Source organism: Pectobacterium peruviense, assembly GCF_003312355.2.
GTDB lineage: Bacteria > Pseudomonadota > Gammaproteobacteria > Enterobacterales > Enterobacteriaceae > Pectobacterium > Pectobacterium peruviense.
Map to the genome: position 1 here is coordinate 69,416 of NZ_CP161826.1, position 16,492 is coordinate 85,907.

Annotated in this window: 12 protein-coding genes; 7 read left to right on the forward strand and 5 right to left on the reverse strand. The window is 52.8% G+C overall.

What is annotated here, in order from left to right; genetic code table 11:
• Positions 1–32: 32 nt before the first annotated feature.
• Positions 33–1,283 carry a valine--pyruvate transaminase gene (locus DUT67_RS00310; RefSeq protein ID WP_113627104.1) on the reverse strand — a complete coding sequence of 417 codons (1,251 nt, stop codon included), beginning with the start codon at positions 1,281–1,283 and terminating at the stop codon, positions 33–35.
• 392 nt (positions 1,284–1,675) lie between these two features.
• Here DUT67_RS00310 and DUT67_RS00315 point away from each other — a divergent pair, with 392 nt between their 5' ends.
• Both DUT67_RS00315 and DUT67_RS00320 read left to right on the forward strand, forming a co-directional pair.
• A complete protein-coding gene (locus tag DUT67_RS00315; RefSeq protein ID WP_039294381.1) occupies positions 1,676–2,884 on the forward strand; it encodes an aldose 1-epimerase family protein in 1,209 nt (402 codons plus the stop codon).
• A gap of 162 nt (positions 2,885–3,046) precedes the next feature.
• On the forward strand, positions 3,047–3,958 hold the full coding sequence (locus DUT67_RS00320) for an EamA family transporter (RefSeq protein WP_113627103.1): 912 nt from the start codon (positions 3,047–3,049) through the stop codon (positions 3,956–3,958).
• A 75-nt stretch (positions 3,959–4,033) separates the two neighbouring features.
• Here DUT67_RS00320 and DUT67_RS00325 read toward each other — a convergent pair whose 3' ends face one another.
• Positions 4,034–5,479: a tagaturonate reductase gene (locus tag DUT67_RS00325; RefSeq protein WP_113627102.1), complete on the reverse strand. Its 1,446-nt coding sequence runs from the start codon at positions 5,477–5,479 to the stop codon at positions 4,034–4,036.
• A gap of 13 nt (positions 5,480–5,492) precedes the next feature.
• Positions 5,493–6,515 carry a zinc-binding alcohol dehydrogenase family protein gene (locus tag DUT67_RS00330; protein WP_113627101.1) on the reverse strand — a complete coding sequence of 341 codons (1,023 nt, stop codon included), beginning with the start codon at positions 6,513–6,515 and terminating at the stop codon, positions 5,493–5,495.
• A 140-nt stretch (positions 6,516–6,655) separates the two neighbouring features.
• Between DUT67_RS00330 and DUT67_RS00335 the strand changes: the two genes are divergently transcribed.
• The 3 genes from DUT67_RS00335 to ggt all read left to right on the forward strand — a co-directional run bounded on the left by DUT67_RS00335 (position 6,656) and on the right by ggt (position 11,175).
• Positions 6,656–7,570 (forward strand): GntR family transcriptional regulator, encoded by a 915-nt coding sequence (locus DUT67_RS00335; RefSeq protein WP_113627100.1) that lies wholly within the window; start codon positions 6,656–6,658, stop codon positions 7,568–7,570.
• 213 nt (positions 7,571–7,783) lie between these two features.
• Positions 7,784–9,133 carry an MFS transporter gene (locus DUT67_RS00340; RefSeq protein WP_011095841.1) on the forward strand — a complete coding sequence of 450 codons (1,350 nt, stop codon included), beginning with the start codon at positions 7,784–7,786 and terminating at the stop codon, positions 9,131–9,133.
• 263 nt (positions 9,134–9,396) lie between these two features.
• A complete protein-coding gene (gene ggt, locus DUT67_RS00345; protein WP_113627099.1) occupies positions 9,397–11,175 on the forward strand; it encodes a gamma-glutamyltransferase in 1,779 nt (592 codons plus the stop codon).
• Between the two features lie 95 nt (positions 11,176–11,270).
• On the opposite strand, the gene DUT67_RS00350 is transcribed toward ggt, so the two are convergent.
• Complete coding sequence (locus DUT67_RS00350) at positions 11,271–12,614, reverse strand: aspartate aminotransferase family protein (RefSeq protein WP_113632592.1); 1,344 nt, start codon at positions 12,612–12,614, stop codon at positions 11,271–11,273.
• Positions 12,615–12,647: 33 nt separating this feature from the next.
• Positions 12,648–14,009, reverse strand: coding sequence for an ethanolamine permease (eat, locus tag DUT67_RS00355; protein WP_039294356.1), 1,362 nt, complete (start codon positions 14,007–14,009; stop codon positions 12,648–12,650).
• A 258-nt stretch (positions 14,010–14,267) separates the two neighbouring features.
• Between eat and DUT67_RS00360 the strand changes: the two genes are divergently transcribed.
• Both DUT67_RS00360 and DUT67_RS00365 read left to right on the forward strand, forming a co-directional pair.
• On the forward strand, positions 14,268–15,275 hold the full coding sequence (locus DUT67_RS00360; RefSeq protein ID WP_113632624.1) for a phosphotransferase enzyme family protein: 1,008 nt from the start codon (positions 14,268–14,270) through the stop codon (positions 15,273–15,275).
• Positions 15,276–15,432: 157 nt separating this feature from the next.
• Positions 15,433–16,488 carry an AraC family transcriptional regulator gene (locus tag DUT67_RS00365; RefSeq protein WP_039310344.1) on the forward strand — a complete coding sequence of 352 codons (1,056 nt, stop codon included), beginning with the start codon at positions 15,433–15,435 and terminating at the stop codon, positions 16,486–16,488.
• The last annotated feature ends 4 nt before the right edge of the window (positions 16,489–16,492 follow it).

Below are 16,492 nucleotides of genomic sequence, written 5' to 3' on the forward strand. Positions count from 1 at the left end.
ATTCAGCGTAATGACGATCTGCCGCTGGTGAATTAGCCTTCCTGCATCGCCTTTTCAACTTCTTCTGCCAGAATCGCAATTCCGCGTTCGATTTTGTCCGGCTCCGGCACATAGTTCATGCGCATGCACTGATGAGCGTGCGGCCATTCCTGCTCCAGACCGGGGAAGAAATAGTGACCCGGAACCATGAGGACACCGCGTTTTTTCAGGCGCTGGTACAGGATTTCTGTCGTGATGGGCAGATCTTTAAACCACAGCCACAGGAAGATGGCACCTTCTGGTTTGTGAATCAGGCACTGCTCGGGTGACAGATAGCGGCGAATAATGGCGATAGTTTCCGTCACGCGCTGCTGATAGAAAGGTCGTACAACGTCGCTAGATAAGCGCAGCAGATCGCCGCGCTGAATCATCTCATGCGCCAGCGCGGGTCCGATTGCACCTGGAGACAGGCTAATGATGCCGTTCATGTTGCCGATCGCCGAAATCACCTTTTCGTCCGCAATCACGATACCGCAGCGCGATCCGGGCAGACCCAGCTTGGATAGGCTCATACATAGGATGATATTCGGGTTCCACAGCGGCGTGGCATCGCTGAAGATGATGCCGGGGAAAGGCACGCCATAGGCGTTATCAATCAGCAGAGGGATATTGTGCTGCTGCGCCAGAATATCCAGACGCATCAGCTCGTCGTCGGTTAGCACGTTACCAGTCGGATTGGTCGGGCGTGATACGCAGACTAGCCCGATATCATCGGTAATCGATAGATGATCGAAATCGACGTGATATTTAAATTGCCCCTCGGGCAACAGTTCGATTTGCGGACGAACAGAAACGAACATGTCTTCGTCCAGCCCAGAATCTGAATAGCCGATATATTCTGGCGCCAGCGGAAACAGCACCTTTTTCAGGCTGCCATCGCTGTGGCGACCAGCAAACAGGTTAAATAAGTAGAAAAACGCACTCTGGCTGCCATTTGTTAGCGCAATGTTCTGTGGTCCAATCTGCCAACCTAATTCATTACTCAGGAGCTCGGCCAACGCATTGAGCAGCGTATCCTTGCCTTGCGGGCCGTCGTAGTTGCATAGCGCTTCCGTTAATTTCCCTTGTTCCAGCATATCCTGACACAACTGTTGGAAGTAGCTGTCCATCTCCGGAATATGTGCCGGATTGCCACCGCCTAGCATGATTGCGCCTGGCGTGCGCAGTCCTTCGTTCAGGTCGTCCATTAACTGAGTGATGCCAGCGTGGCGCGTGAATTTCTTGCCGAAAAGAGAAAATTTCATAGTTTATTTATCAGTGGCCGTACACAGGTTAGCGGCAACCATAGCGCTTGCGCTAAAAGGGTGCAATGTGGTCAAAAAACAATCTGGTAACTTTTTGTCCTGTCGTGTGCGGAAAAATCAGCATGAATTGCTGATGCACTCGTTGTCGAGAAAATGCGTTTAGGAGGCATGCTTTATTTTGCTGAAACGATGTCAGCTTTTTCCGATCGATATCTCAATAATGCTGCAAGAATTGTTTCTATTTACAGGTTATTAGTGAAGTTAGTCAGATAAATAACGCATCAATGCTGAATTTTTCCATCTGGTGATAGCTATCACATTCTGACCATCCGCTGATTTGTAGTCTTTAGCTCGCATTAGCTAAAACAATTCAGCAACGAGGGATGGTTAACATGAAAAAATTACTGGCAATGGGCATTACACTGGCGCTGACATCATGGCAACTATCGGCGCAGACGTTTGTGCTGACAGATGCTGAAAGCAGTGTGGAAAAGGGAAATTGGCAAATCAGCAGTGATGCACTGAAGATCAAGAATCAGCACTTCAGCATTGAGCAAAAAGTCCTGCACGGCGGACGTCAGGAAGGCAGTAAAGTGATTACGATTACCAGTCAGGATGGACTGAAAATTGCTCTCAGCCCGACGCGAGGGATGAACTTACTGCATGCGGCAGGTAAAAACATCCGTTTGGGGTGGGATTCTCCGGTTGATGAGGTCGTCAATCCGAATACCATCAATCTGGAAAGCCGTAATGGACTGGGCTGGCTGGAAGGTTTCAATGAGATGATGGTGCGCTGCGGCTTCGAATGGACGGGGCACCCTGTCGTCAGCGATGGCATGATCTACACCCTGCATGGCCGAGCAGGTAACACGCCTGCCTCAAAAGTGGTGGTGGAAGTCAGCGATAACGCGCCGTATACCATTACGGTACGGGGTCTGCTGAAGGAAAACAGCTTTAAGAAGTCGAATCTGGAAACCTGGACCGAGCTGCGTTACGTCCCCGGCAGCGAGTCGTTTACTGTGCACGATGTGCTGACCAACAAAGCCGACTACCCGCGCGACTATCAGATTATCTACCACAGCAATTTCGGCACGCCGATTCTGGAAGACGGTGCGCGTTTCCTCGCACCCGTAAAAGAGATTTCTCCGTTTAATGACCACGCCAAAGCGGGTCTGGCAACCTGGCAAACCTACAAAGGGCCGACAAAAGACTTTGATGAGATGGTGTTCAACATCACCCCGTATACCGATGCACAAGGCAAAACACTAGCGGCGCTGGTGAACAAAGCGGGAGATAAGGGCGTGTCGATTGCCTTTGATACCCACCAACTGCCGCTGCTGACGCTGTGGAAAAATACGGATACGGAAAAACAAGGCTACGTGACTGGGATCGAACCCGGCACCAACTACGCCTATCCCGTTACGATTGAACGTGAGCAAGGGCGAGTCAAAAAGCTACAGCCCGGTCAGAGCACCACGTTTGAGCTGACGTACAGCCTGTTGAGTAGCGCGGATGCGGTACAAAAAACGGAACAGAAAGTGAAAGCCATTCAGGGTGACAACAAAACCACGCTGACGGAAAAACCGATCGCCGTCGAGTAATCGCCATCTATGCCGACCACTGATGTGGTGGTCGGCCATCTCATATTATGCTCACGCCTAGTCATCATCACGTAACGTCATAATTATCTTTTCTTATTCGTTTTTTCATTTTACGCGTACCTTGAGGAAGGTATTTGTTACGTATTTGATCAGGGGATGAGGATGTCGTTGAAAGATGCGCTGCTCGCGCTTTGTGTCGTGGTGTTATGGGGTGTGAATTTTGTCGTGATTAAAGTCGGGCTGAACGATATGCCGCCTTTTTTACTGGCAGGGCTGCGTTTTTCGCTGGTGGCGCTTCCGGCTATTTTATTTGTTCCTTTCCCACGTATTCCTCTGAAATGGCTGCTCGCCTATGGCATGACGATTAGCTTTGGTCAGTTTGGCTTCCTGTTTCTCGCCATCAAGCTGGGCATGCCTGCCGGGATTGCATCGTTGGTGTTGCAGGCTCAGGCCTTCTTTACGCTGCTGGTTGGCGCGATATTGCTGTCGGAAAAGCTGCGTTGGAATCATGTCGTCGGCATTCTGGTGGCAGTGATAGGGATGGTGATGCTGGCAGAAGGGCGTACGGCGCTGCAAACGTCATCCGGTATGACGACCACTACGCTGCTGCTGACGCTGGCGGCGGCGTTGTCATGGGCAGTGGGTAACATCACCAATAAGATTATCATGAGCAAAAACAGCGGAGTGCGCATTATGTCGCTGGTGGTGTGGGGCGCACTGGTGCCTGTCCTGCCGTTTTTCATCAGTTCCTGGCTGTTTGAAGGCAAGGACGTGATTGTCCATAGTTTAACCACCATCCAACTGCCGACGATCTTATCTCTGATGTATCTGGCATTTGCGGCAACAATCATTGGCTATGGGATTTGGGGAAGCCTGCTGGCACGCTATGAAACCTGGCGCGTGGCACCCTTGTCGCTGCTGGTACCGGTGGTCGGGTTGATCAGCGCCGCGGTATTCCTTGATGAATCTCTCTCGCTATTACAGATTGTCGGCGCGTTGCTAATTATGGTCGGCCTGTTGGTGAATGTGTTTGGCGCACGTTTGCGTGCATGGCGACCTGCACGGCAGTCGTAGCGACGCAGTCGAACAATTTGGATCTGTATTATCTGGCAAGGGAAAACAGCGCCCGTCGGGCGCTGTCGATCATCATTATTCCAGTGCTTTCACCGCCTGACGCATCCCTTGCGCCAAAATATTGTCCAGATTGGCGGCCACCTGCTCCACTAAACCTGACCGCTGAGTGAGATCTTCCCCCCAGTGCGCGGTATCTGCGAGTACCTCGTTGACCAATTCATGCACGGTCATATCGATCCCCACGCGAGGCCATCGTTGACAGTAGCGGGTGAGCCACTGCTCATCATCCTGTAAAGGGTAAGTTTCGCCTGCTCGTTCTCCACGGTAGAAGGCAATCAGTGCGGCCAGAGCAAACGTCAACCGTGCCGGGAAGCGCCCGTTGCGGTGGCCTGCCAGCAACTGCGGCAGAATACGTGTGCGGAATTTGGTCATGCCATTGAGTGCGATGGAGAGCAACTGATGGCGAATGTAGGGGTTCTGAAAACGCCCGGTGACGGCATCGGCAAATTCACGCAGCTCATTGGCCGGTAAATCCAGCACTGGGATGATCTCTTGATGTAGCGTATTTTCTACAAAGCGACGCACATCGGCATCCTGCATGGCTTCACCTACCGTTTCCAGCCCGCAGAGCCAGGCAATCGGAACCAGAGCGGTGTGCGCACCGTTCAGAATCGCCACTTTACGTTCTTTATACGGTCTGATGTCGTCAACAATACGGATATTCAGCGGGCATTCCGCAAGTTTCAACTCATCCGCCAGCCAGTCGGGGCCTTGAATCACAAAGAGGTAAAAATGCTCGGCGGTATCCAGAAAGGCATCGTGATAGCCCAGTTTCTCTTCCAGCGCTGACGATTCTTCGCGCGGATATCCCGTTACGATTCTGTCCACAAGCGTGGAACAGAAGGCATTTGCCGTCTCAATCCAGTCGATAAACGCCAGTGAGAGTTGCCATTCCTGAGCATAGCGCAGAACCAAGGCTTTGAGCGCCTCTCCGTTATAGTCGATCAGTTCGCAGGGAATGATGACCCAGCCTTTATCGTTCTCACCGTTAAAATGCGTAAAGCGTTCCAGCAACAGGCGTGTCAGCTTGGCAGGAAAACTGACGGGTGGCGTATCGTTGACGTTGTCGCCAGCGTGATAGCTGATGCCCGCTTCCGTGGTGTTTGAAAAAACAAAACGAATGGCGGCGTTATGCGCCAGTGCCAGGTAATCGGCAAAGTTCTGATACGGGTTAATCTCGTTATTGACCGAGCGGATCAGGCGCGCATCGCTAACGGCCTCGCCCTGTTCGTTAAGTCCGCGAATGATCGTGGTGTAAAGCCCATCTTGCGTATTGAGTGACGGCGGAAAATCCGTATCAATGGGGCGTACAATGGTTACGCCCGCCTGGAGATCGGTCTTCTCATTCAGCACATCCAACTGCCAGTCCACAAAGGCGCGTAGGAAGTTACCCTCACCAAACTGAATCACTTTTGTTGGATAACATGCGCCGGGAAAGTCTTTCCGATTCAATGTCTTCATGATTATTCCCTCATCAGAATGTGATGACGCCTTTGATCAGCTCACGGTTGTTAATGACATCCCTTTCATAGATGTCAGCCAATGTTGCAAAGGGGTAACGGTGCGTCAGCATCATTTCTGCGGTGAGTTTACCTTCAGACATCAGGTGGCCGACTTTGGCGAAGTCTTCCGGTGTGGCGTTACGGCTGCCCATCATCGTGGTTTCTTTCTTATGGAATTCAGGGTCGGAGAACTGTAAATCGCCTTTAAACAGACCGACAAACACGATGCTGCCGCCGTGGCGGATCAGATTAATGGTGTTGTTCATCGCATGCTGATTGCCCGTGGCATCAATCACTTTTTCTGCCAGTGAACCGCCAAATTCGGCGCGTAGCTGTGCCTCAAAATCCTCGGCGGAGGGATCGACTACCGATAAACCCAGGTGGGCAATAACGTGTTCACGGCGGTCGGCGCTGGTATCGGCGACAACCACGTGAGCACCCTCTGCTTTGGCGATGGCTGCCGCGCCGAGGCCAATCGGTCCGGCACCGACGACCAGAACCTGTTCACCCTGTAACACCTTTGCCCGACGAACGGCGTGTGCGCTAATGGCGTATGGCTCGATTAATGCAGCCGCTTGTGGATCGATCCCTTCTGCGAGCAGTAAGTTTGTGGCGGGAACCGCCAGATACTCGCTGAATCCGCCGTCCTGATGTACACCAATCACTGAAATTTTCTCGCAGCAGTTGGTTCGACCGCTCTTACAGGCTGGGCATTGCTGACAGGCTACATAGGGAATGACGGCAACTTGCTGGCCTTTTTTAAAGAGATCTACATTTTTTCCGTTATCGACAACTTCACCACATATTTCGTGACCTAATACGCGTGGATAGCTGAAAAAAGGTTGGTTCCCTCCCCAGGCATGAATATCTGTTCCACAAATACCTACAGACTTAATTTTAATTAATGTTTCACCCTCACCCGGAATAGGTATTTCACGTTTCTTCCAGACTAATTTTTTCGGTTCCTGGCAAATTAATGTATTCATTGTTGACATGATTATTCTCTCCTGTTTTTTGTTTTTTCAGATATTGATGAAAAAAAATATTGATGAGAAAAAGGAGGTGTAAATTGTGAATGCGGACTCATAAAAATGTTTTAAATCGGTTTTTAATGTGTGCAAAAAGGAGATATCTTATGAGTCGTTCGCAAAATTTACGTCACAATGTCATTAACCAGATTATCGATGATATGGCACGCGGTCATATTCCATCGCCTCTGCCGTCGCAAAATGCGCTGGCAGAGATGTATAACATCAGCCGCACAACGGTACGCCATATTCTGGTTCATCTGCGCGATTGCGGCGTGCTTACGCAGGTTAGCAGCGATTATGTGATCGCCCGAAAACCTGACCACGACGATGGATTCACCTGTATTACCGCGTCGATGGATGAGCAAAATCGCATTTTCGAGCAGGCGTTTTTCACCATGATCAACCAGCGTCAGCTCCGTGTGGGTGAGACTTTCTCAGAGCTACAACTCGCGCGTGACGCCGGTGTTAGCCCAGTGGTAGTGCGTGAGTATCTTTTGAAATTTGGGCGTTACAACCTGATTCAGAACGAAAAACGCGGGCAGTGGAGTATGAAAGAGTTCGATCAGGCCTACGCGGAACAGCTGTTTGAATTACGGGAAATGTTGGAGACGCATGCTTTGCAACACTTCCTCAATCTGCCGGATGACGACCCCCGCTGGCTACAGGCTAAAACTTTGCTGGAACGCCACCGCATGTTACGTGACAGCATTGGTAACAGTTTTCGTATGTTCTCGCAGCTCGACCGTAACTTTCATGCGCTTTTACTTTCTGCTGCCGAAAATGTCTTTTTCGATCAGTCGCTTGAAATTATCTCCGTGATATTTCACTTCCACTATCAGTGGGATGAAAGCGATCTCAAACAGCGCAATATCATCGCGATTGACGAGCATATGACCATCCTGAGTGCGTTGATCTGCCGAAGCGATCTGGATGCCACGTTGGCACTTCGTAACCATTTGAATTCAGCTAAACAATCGATGATTCGCTCAATTAACCAGACTGTTCGTACTGACCATTAAAAACCAATTAAAAACCGTAAACCATTATCAGGAGCACGGTTTTATCAAAATAAAAACGCCTGAGAAATATCTCTTATCTATGCTCACGAGAAGTCGACTGTAGTAATAAAAAATCGTGAGTAGTGATTACGTATTTCATTGCTTTTCATTTAAAGCCACTTTACTCAACCCTACGTCGAGTAAAGATAAAATTATAATGTCCAGGAGCCAGACGTGGAAAAAAATAATATAACGCTAGACCCGCGTTCTTCGTTTGATACCCGTTCTTCAGCACCGCCAGAGGGAATAGTTCAACGCAGTAGTCGAATTAAACGTATTCAAACCACGGCAATGATTCTTCTATTTTTTGCTGCGGTGATTAATTATCTCGACCGCAGTTCTCTTTCAGTGGCTAACTTAACTATTCGTCAGGAATTGGGGCTGAGTGCGACAGAAATCGGGGCATTGCTCTCCGTTTTCTCTCTTGCCTATGGGATTGCACAGCTCCCTTGTGGCCCGTTGCTGGATCGTAAAGGCCCGCGCATTATGCTGGGCCTTGGGATGTTTTTCTGGTCACTGTTTCAGGCGCTGTCTGGCATGGTGCACAGCTTTACTCAATTTGTACTGGTTCGTATTGGCATGGGGATTGGCGAAGCACCGATGAACCCATGTGGTGTGAAGGTGATAAACGACTGGTTTAACATCAAAGAACGTGGCCGCCCGATGGGGTTCTTTAATGCGGCTTCAACTATTGGTGTTGCGATGAGCCCACCCATTCTGGCTGCGATGATGTTGGTCATGGGCTGGCGCGGTATGTTCATTACCATCGGCCTATTCGGCATTCTCCTCGCTATAGGCTGGTATATGTTGTATCGCAACCGTGAGCAGATCGAACTCACCGCTGATGAGCAGACTTACCTGAACGCAGGCAGTGTGAACGCTCGTCGCGATCCGCTGAGTTTTATTGAATGGCGTAGTCTGTTCCGTAACCGCACGATGTGGGGCATGATGCTGGGCTTTAGCGGCATCAACTATACCGCGTGGTTATATCTGGCCTGGCTGCCCGGTTATCTGCAAACGGCTTATAACCTGGATTTAAAAAGCACGGGCCTGATGGCCGCGATTCCTTTCCTGTTTGGTGCCGCCGGGATGCTGGTGAACGGCTATGTCACGGACTGGCTGGTGAAAAAGGGAATGGAACCGATCAAGAGCCGTAAAATCTGCATCATTGCCGGTATGTTGTGCTCTGCGGCTTTTACTTTTGTGGTACCACAGGCGACAACCTCAATAGAAGCGGTGTCACTGATTAGTATGGCGCTGTTCTGCATTCACTTTGCTGGAACATCGTGCTGGGGGCTGATCCATGTTGCCGTTGCGTCGCGTATGACGGCATCGGTCGGCAGTATCCAAAACTTTGCCAGCTTCATTTGTGCATCGTTTGCCCCGATCGTGACCGGTTTTATTGTGGACACCACGAATTCTTTCCGTCTGGCTCTGATCATCTGTGGCTGTGTGACGGTATTGGGTGCTCTGGCTTACATTTTCCTGGTTCGCCAACCGATTAGCGATCCCCGTAAGGATTGATTCTCCGCCGCCCCGCATCTTTACCCCCTTCCTTCTGCGGGGCGGTTTTTTGTCACGTTGCCTTATGACGGTGCGTATTGATCGTGCCGTGTCGCAAAGGTGGCACGACATGCTCGCAATTTCTCATGCCTTTTCTACGCTTTTTACTGCCGTTAGCGAGTCTGTTAAACCGCTGCCGTTTGTTGGCGCGGACTTTGCAAGTTAGCTTTGCAAAAGGATAGAGATAAAGCAGTCAGTAAAATCAACGGGATAAAGGGGTCTTCATGAAAATAAAAAACACAACATCGGGAAAATGGTTGTTGTCACTGAGCGTGACGGCGCTACTGGTGAGTGGAACCGTGCAGGCGGCGTCTGCCCCTGCGGTGGAAGCGAAAAACGGCATGGTGGTCAGCTCGCAGTATCTGGCTTCGCAGATTGGCGTCGATATCATGAAAATGGGCGGCAATGCGATTGATGCCGCCGTGGCCGTGGGCTATGCACAGGCGGTGGTGAATCCCTGCTGTGGCAATATCGGCGGTGGTGGGTTTATGACGCTGCATCTGGCCGATGGGAAAGACACCTTTATTAACTTCCGTGAAACCGCACCCGCGGCGGCCAGTGCCAACATGTATCTGAACGCGGATGGGAGCGTGAAAAAAGACGCGAGCCTGTACGGCTATCTGGCCGCTGGCGTACCGGGAACGGTGTTGGGGCTGGATACCGCGTTGCAAAAATATGGCAAATTGACGCGTGAACAGGTGATGGCACCGGCGATTAAACTAGCGCGCGAGGGGTTTGAACTCACACGTGCGGATACCGATATTCTGGATACCACTATCAAACGCTTCAAAGCCGATCCTGAAGCTGCGCGTATTTTCCTGCGTCCTGATGGCAGCCCGTTGCAGCCCGGCGATAAGCTGGTGCAAACCGATCTGGCGAATACACTGGCGGCGATTTCTGCTAAAGGGCCGGATGCCTTCTACAAAGGCACGATCCCGCAAGCGGTGGAGAAGGCGGCAAAGCAGGGTGGCGGCATTCTGACGGCGGCTGATTTTGCTGATTATCGCATTACCGAAACGGCACCGGTAACCTGTAACTATCGCGGTTATCAGTTTGTCTCTTCACCGCCGCCCAGCTCTGGGGGCGTCACAATGTGTGAAATTCTCAATATTGTCGAAGGTTACGACATTAAATCGACGGGCTTTAACTCGGCAGCTACCGTTCATGTGCTGACGGAAGCGATGCGTCACGCTTACATGGACCGTAATACGTACCTCGGTGACCCGGCATTTGTCAGTAACCCTGTCGAGCGCCTGTTGAGTAAGGATTACGCTGCCGAAATACGCAAACAAATCGAACCGGAGAACGCGACGCCGTCCAAAAACGTACAGCCGGGAGTTGGCCCGCACGAGCGACCAGAAACGACGCACTATTCCATCGTGGATAATCAGGGCAACGCGGTATCTACCACGTATACCGTTAACGGACGTTTTGGTTCGGTAGTGATTGCGCCGGGTACGGGTTTCTTCCTCAATAACGAAATGGATGACTTTACCGTTAAAGTTGGCGAGAAAAACCTGTACGGATTGGTGCAAGGGGAACGGAATTCTATCGCCCCCGGTAAGCGCCCACTTTCGTCCATGAGCCCGTCATTGGTGACGAAAGACGGCAAAGTCTTCATGGTGCTCGGCTCGCCTGGTGGTTCACGCATTATCACCATCACGCTGCAAACGGCGCTGAATATTATCGACCACGGCATGGCACCGCAGGAAGCGGTGGATGCGCCACGTATCCATCACCAGTGGTTACCGGATGAGGTGTATTACGAACAGCGCGGGCTATCTGCGGATACGCTGAATCTGCTGAAGCAGCGCGGCTATAAGATGGTGGAACAGACCCCATGGGGCGCAGCGGAGCTGATTCTGGTTGGCTTACCGGGTGCAGCAGGCGTGACGCCAGCGGATTCAGGCAATGACTCGGCTGTATCCGGCAAAGTCCGTGAAGGTTATCTGTATGGCGCAAATGATATCCGCCGCCCAGCGGGGGCAGCGATAGGGTATTGATTTTAAGTGGCTTCAGGAGCTTATTTCGGTAGGCTCCTGAGTTTGCCCGTTCATTGCTGTGGTGTTAAAGCAATCTAATGTAAATGAAAGCAAAGTCAGTCGTGGGTTAGTGCCCCCAAACAGTCATCCAGCGCGCCGACCAGCCAGTCGATGTCCTGAGTTTGGAATGCCAGCGGTGGGCGCAATTTAAGCACATTGCCATAAGGGCCTGCGACGGATGTCAGAACACCGCGGTCGCGTAACGCTTCCGTCAGATTTAGCGCCAGCGTTTTATCCGGCGTTTTACTTTCTCTGTCGCTCACCAACTCAAACCCGATGAATAACCCGGCACCGCGCACGTTGCCTACACTGGCGTATTTATCTTGCAGAGTGGTCAGTTCCGCCAGCAGTTGTGCGCCGACTACGCGGCTGTGTTCCTGAAGTTGCTCATCGTGGATCACCTTCAGCACCGCCTGTGCTGCGGCCATTGCCACTGGATTTCCACCGAATGTGTTGAAGTAGGGGATCTGGTCGCTAAAGGCGGCGAGCACGTCGCTTTTTGCCAGCAGCCCGGAAACCGGGATGCCGTTGCCCATCGGTTTTCCGGTGGTGATGATATCCGGAACCACGTCATGTCGTGCGAATCCCCAGAAGGCGTCGCCAGTGCGTGCGAAACCGGGCTGAACTTCATCAGCAATGAAAATACCGCCGTTGCGGTGCACGACATCAACCACGGGACGTAAAAAGCCGCGTGGGTTGGGATGGACGCCGTCGGAAGAGAAAATGGAATCCGCGAGAAACGCGGCGAATTTGATGCCGTGAGCCGCCATATCGTCGATCTGTTTCTGGATTTCATTGGCAAACCACACGCCCAAGTCCGGCGTATTAACACGATAGGCGTCCGGCGGTGGTACCAGTCGGGTCGTCGTCGCCAGTGGCTGACCGCTGCCTAACGCGGGTGATACACCTGAGGTCAACTCGCTGGTGCCGTGGTAGGCCTCGCGCGTTACGATCACGCCCGTGCCGCCGCTCCAGGCGCGCGCTACGCGGATCGCCAGATCGTTGGCTTCTGAACCGGTACACATATACATGGCCCGGTTAATCGCCGCCGGTGTGGTGGCGAGGAGCTGCTCCGAATAGTCCAGAATACGCTCGTGCAGATAGCGCGTGTGGGTATTGAGCATCGTCATCTGTTGGTGCACGGCTTCTATCACCGCAGGGTGACAGTGACCGATGCTGGCGACATTGTTATACACATCGAGGTATTTCTTGCCGTCGGCATCCCACAGGTATTGCCCTTCGCCGCGCACCAAATGAACGGGTTTGCGGTAAAACAGCCGATAGGATTCACCCAGTATCTTGCTGCGTTTATCGGTCAGCGTACGGATATCCGCGCTCAGCGCGTCGGCATGCTCGGCGCGGAAACTGTTGGTATCCATGATGGTTGAACGTGTTGCCATAATCTCTCCCGTTATAAAATGTGCGCCTCAGCGTTAGTTGGCATCGGCGACAAGCGGCTCAAGCAGATGTTCCCGTCGTGCTTTGGTGGTCAGGAAATAGAGGTAGCCGAGCAGCATAAAGGTGCAGAACAGCCCACCGATCACCGGGTTGAACCAGAGCATCGCAATCAGGCAGATGATGGCGCAGATGAGTGCGAACGCGGGGATGATAGGGTAACCGGGCGCGCGATAGCTGCGTGCCATATTGGGTGCGCTGCGGCGCAGGCGAAACAGGCTTAACATGCTCATGATGTACATGACGATGGCACCAAAAACCGCCATGGTAATCATCGCTGCTGTCAGGTTCATGCCTTGTAGGTTAATCCCGTCGCAGAAGATGGCGGCAATCCCGATCGCACCACCAGCCAGAATCGCGCGGTGTGGCGTGTGGAAGCGGGACAGCTTGGCAAGCCCCGGCGGGAGATAGCCCGCGCGCGCCAAGGCGAAGAACTGGCGGGAGTAGCCCAGAATAATACCGTGGAAGCTCGCGATCAGGCCGAACAGACCAATCCACACTAGCATGTGCATCCAGTTGGAGTTTTCCCCAACGATGAGCTTCATTGCCTGTGGTAAGGGATCGTTAAGGTCGGAGAGCTGACGCCAATCGCCTACCCCACCAGCCATCACCATCACGCCAATTGCCAGCACCACCAGCGTCAGGATGCCGCTCACGTAGGCGCGTGGGATGGTGCGTTTCGGATCCTTCGCCTCCTCGGCTGCCATTGCCGCGCCTTCGATAGCGAGGAAAAACCAGATGGCGAATGGTATTGCTGCAAACATGCCGGAGATGGCACTTGGCGAAAACTCATTCTGTCCCGCCCAGCCGTGCGCCACGAAGTTGCTTAGGCTGAAACCCGGTGCGACTACGCCCATGAACACCAAAAGCTCCATGACGGCGAGCAGCGTAACCACCAGCTCAAACATCGCCGCCAGCTTCACGCCAAGAATGTTCAGGCTCATGAAGATAAGGTACGCGCCAACAGCGGCGAATTTGGGATTCAGCTCAGGATATTGCACGTTCAGGTACGCACCAATCGCCATCGAAATAGCGGGCGGCGCGAAAACAAATTCAATCAGCGTGGCCATACCGGCAATCAATCCACCCAGATCGCCGAACGCGAGTCGGCTGTAGGCAAAAGGGCCACCGGCATGTGGGATCGCCGTCGTGAGTTCGGTAAAGCTAAAAATAAAACAGGTATACATGGCGGCGATGAACAGCGTCGTGACCAAAAATCCTAACGTGCCCGCGACGCCCCAGCCGTAGCTCCAGCCAAAATACTCACCAGAAATTACTAGTCCTACCGCGATACCCCACAAATGCAGGGCGCCCAGCGTGGGCTTTAATTTGCTCGTCATCACATTATCCCCGTCAGTTTGCTCATGGTTATTCGGGGCCAGTACGGCAACCCCTGTTGGCTTGTGTAGCGATAATGCCCACGCTTTCCGGTGGAAAACTTGACGCGGGCGTATCGAATGCTGCGCGCTGAAGTCAACTTTTATGGTGGGTATCGCCCCTACGCCATCTGGGGTCAAACATGGGTTCTGGTGCGTCAAGTTTCTCTGTACGACACACGCCATGCTGAACGCTCGTTGACTCGCGTCGGAGTGGAAACCATGAGTGCTAAGCAATATGACACCTTAAATAATGCGGAAATTACCTCGCTGGCGCACCGGGCGCTTGCCTGCTATCCGGCGGCGCTGCAAGGGGAAGTGCGGCTGCTGTGCCGCTCGGAAAATGCGACGTTCCTTGTTACGTCAGCGGGTAAACGCTATGCATTGCGGCTACATCGCAGCCACTATCACCAGAAATCGGAGATTGAAAGTGAGCTGCTGTGGTTGGACGCGCTGCGTGAGACGGGAATTGTGGTTCCAGAAGCAGTACGCGATGCGAGCGGGGAACGGGTGCAGTCGCTGGGTTTGTCGGATGGTTCCTGTCGCTACGCGGTTCTGTTCCACTGGATTGATGGCGAGATGCCGACCACCAACATTGATCCGCGTGCATTCCGGCAACTGGGCGAGATTACCGCTCACCTGCACCAGCATAGCCGCCAGTGGCAAAAGCCTGACGGCTTCCAGCGTATTGTCTGGGATCATCACACGATGGTGAGCGCGCAGAGTCACTGGGGGAGTTGGCGTGACGCGCCGAACCTATCGCGTGGCGAACACGGTATTGTCGAAGAGGCTATCGATCGTATGGGGACGGAAATGGCGGAGTTTGGTAAAGCGCCGCGCCGCTATGGACTGATTCATGCCGATCTACGCCTGACCAATCTGCTTTTGCACCGCGGTGAAACGCGGGTAATCGATTTTGACGATTGCGGTATGGGATGGTATCTGCACGATCTGGCGGCGGCAATTAGCTTTGTGGAGCATCATCCACGTGCAGCCGAATGGGTTGAAAACTGGCTATGTGGCTACGAACGTGTCGCTCACGTCAGTGATGAAGAACTGGCGTTGCTGCCGACGTTGCTGATTCAACGGCGTATCCAGCTTACCGCGTGGGTAGGGTCGCATGCGGAAACGGAGATGGCGCAGAGTCTGGGGCCAGACTGGGCGAGCCACAGCGTTCGCCTGTGTCGACGTTATCTGGAAACCCACGACCTGCCGCTTGGGGTGGCCTGAATGCACCACAGGCGGGCAGCTTGCGCTATGGTAATGCCTGTTCGCCTCGTGCGTTGTTTGTAATTCATTGATTTCACGTCATTCCGGACTGGTACGAAACTTGCTGATCTCTCCATGGCCCGTTGGCGGGCCGTGTGATACGGCGAGGTGAAAGGCAATGGAAAACGTGACGTACTCGGCGCTGAATGCGGCGTTCTCCCGCAACTGTGGTGTGCTGGCGGCGGCGGCAAGCGGGCTTGGCGACTTTATTCATGATAACGGCGGCGATGCCGATCGTATCTTTGGCATCAGCGGCGTCGATCCTGAGCAACTCGCCAGCCCGACGCTCAGTCTGGGGCTGGTGAATTATTGCCGAGTGATGGAGGAAGCGGCGCGTAATTCGGGCGTTGATAATTTCGGTTTACGCTACGGCAAGCAGTTTAAACCGCAGTCATTAGGCCTGATCGGTTATATCGGTTTATGTTCGGATACGTTGGAGCAGGCGCTGCACAATGTGGTGAAGGCGTTTCCTTGCCATCAGCACGACACGCTGACGCGCATGGTCGATAAAGGTGACTGCTGGCGGCTGGATTATCAAGTCCGGCACGGTGCCATTCTGCACCGCCGTCAGGATGCTGAACTGACGCTCGGTATGTTGCTCAACCTGATTCGCCATGTCTTGGGTAAGCACTGGGCGCCACGCGAAGTGCATTTTGAGCATCCGCGTCCTGAAATGTGGCATGAGCATTGTAAGGTGTTCGATGCACCGGTTTATTTCGACCAACCTTATAACTCTCTGCTTATTCCCAAACACCAACTGGCCCGCACTATGCCGGATCGCGATATGACGCTGCTGCTGGTGATGCAGGATGCCATTCGCCGCCTGAATGAAACGTCGCCGCAGCAAAGTATTGTCGATCAGGTACGCACGCAGGTTCATCTGCTATTGATGCAGAAAGAGCCGACGCTGGAAGAGGTGGCGGAAAAAGTCGGCTTGTCCAGTTGGTCGCTCCAACGTCGCCTACGAGAAGAAGGGCTCAGTTTCTCGCTGCTGGTAGACAAGCTGCGCTGTGAAATGGCGACGCACTATCTTCAACAGAAGCAACTGCCGATTTCGGAAATGGCGCTGCTGCTCGGCTATTCCGAGGTGAGCGCCTTTTCCCGCGCATTCCGTCGCTGGTTTGGCATCAGCCCGCGCCAGTGGCGAAAAAGCGAAGCGCTAAATCTTTCCTGATGCT

Excerpts from the sequence above, each read along its gene's own strand:
- DUT67_RS00320 (WP_113627103.1), top strand. The coding sequence starts at position 3,047 with ATGTCGTTGAAAGATGCGCTGCTCGCGCTTTGTGTCGTGGTGTTATGG.
- DUT67_RS00310 (WP_113627104.1), bottom strand. The coding sequence starts at position 1,283 with ATGAAATTTTCTCTTTTCGGCAAGAAATTCACGCGCCACGCTGGCATC.
- DUT67_RS00325 (WP_113627102.1), bottom strand. The coding sequence starts at position 5,479 with ATGAAGACATTGAATCGGAAAGACTTTCCCGGCGCATGTTATCCAACA.
- eat (WP_039294356.1), bottom strand. The coding sequence starts at position 14,009 with ATGACGAGCAAATTAAAGCCCACGCTGGGCGCCCTGCATTTGTGGGGT.
- ggt (WP_113627099.1), top strand. The coding sequence starts at position 9,397 with ATGAAAATAAAAAACACAACATCGGGAAAATGGTTGTTGTCACTGAGC.
- DUT67_RS00330 (WP_113627101.1), bottom strand. The coding sequence starts at position 6,515 with ATGTCAACAATGAATACATTAATTTGCCAGGAACCGAAAAAATTAGTC.
- DUT67_RS00360 (WP_113632624.1), top strand. The coding sequence starts at position 14,268 with ATGAGTGCTAAGCAATATGACACCTTAAATAATGCGGAAATTACCTCG.
- DUT67_RS00335 (WP_113627100.1), top strand. The coding sequence starts at position 6,656 with ATGAGTCGTTCGCAAAATTTACGTCACAATGTCATTAACCAGATTATC.
- DUT67_RS00315 (WP_039294381.1), top strand. The coding sequence starts at position 1,676 with ATGAAAAAATTACTGGCAATGGGCATTACACTGGCGCTGACATCATGG.
- DUT67_RS00365 (WP_039310344.1), top strand. The coding sequence starts at position 15,433 with ATGGAAAACGTGACGTACTCGGCGCTGAATGCGGCGTTCTCCCGCAAC.
- DUT67_RS00350 (WP_113632592.1), bottom strand. The coding sequence starts at position 12,614 with ATGGCAACACGTTCAACCATCATGGATACCAACAGTTTCCGCGCCGAG.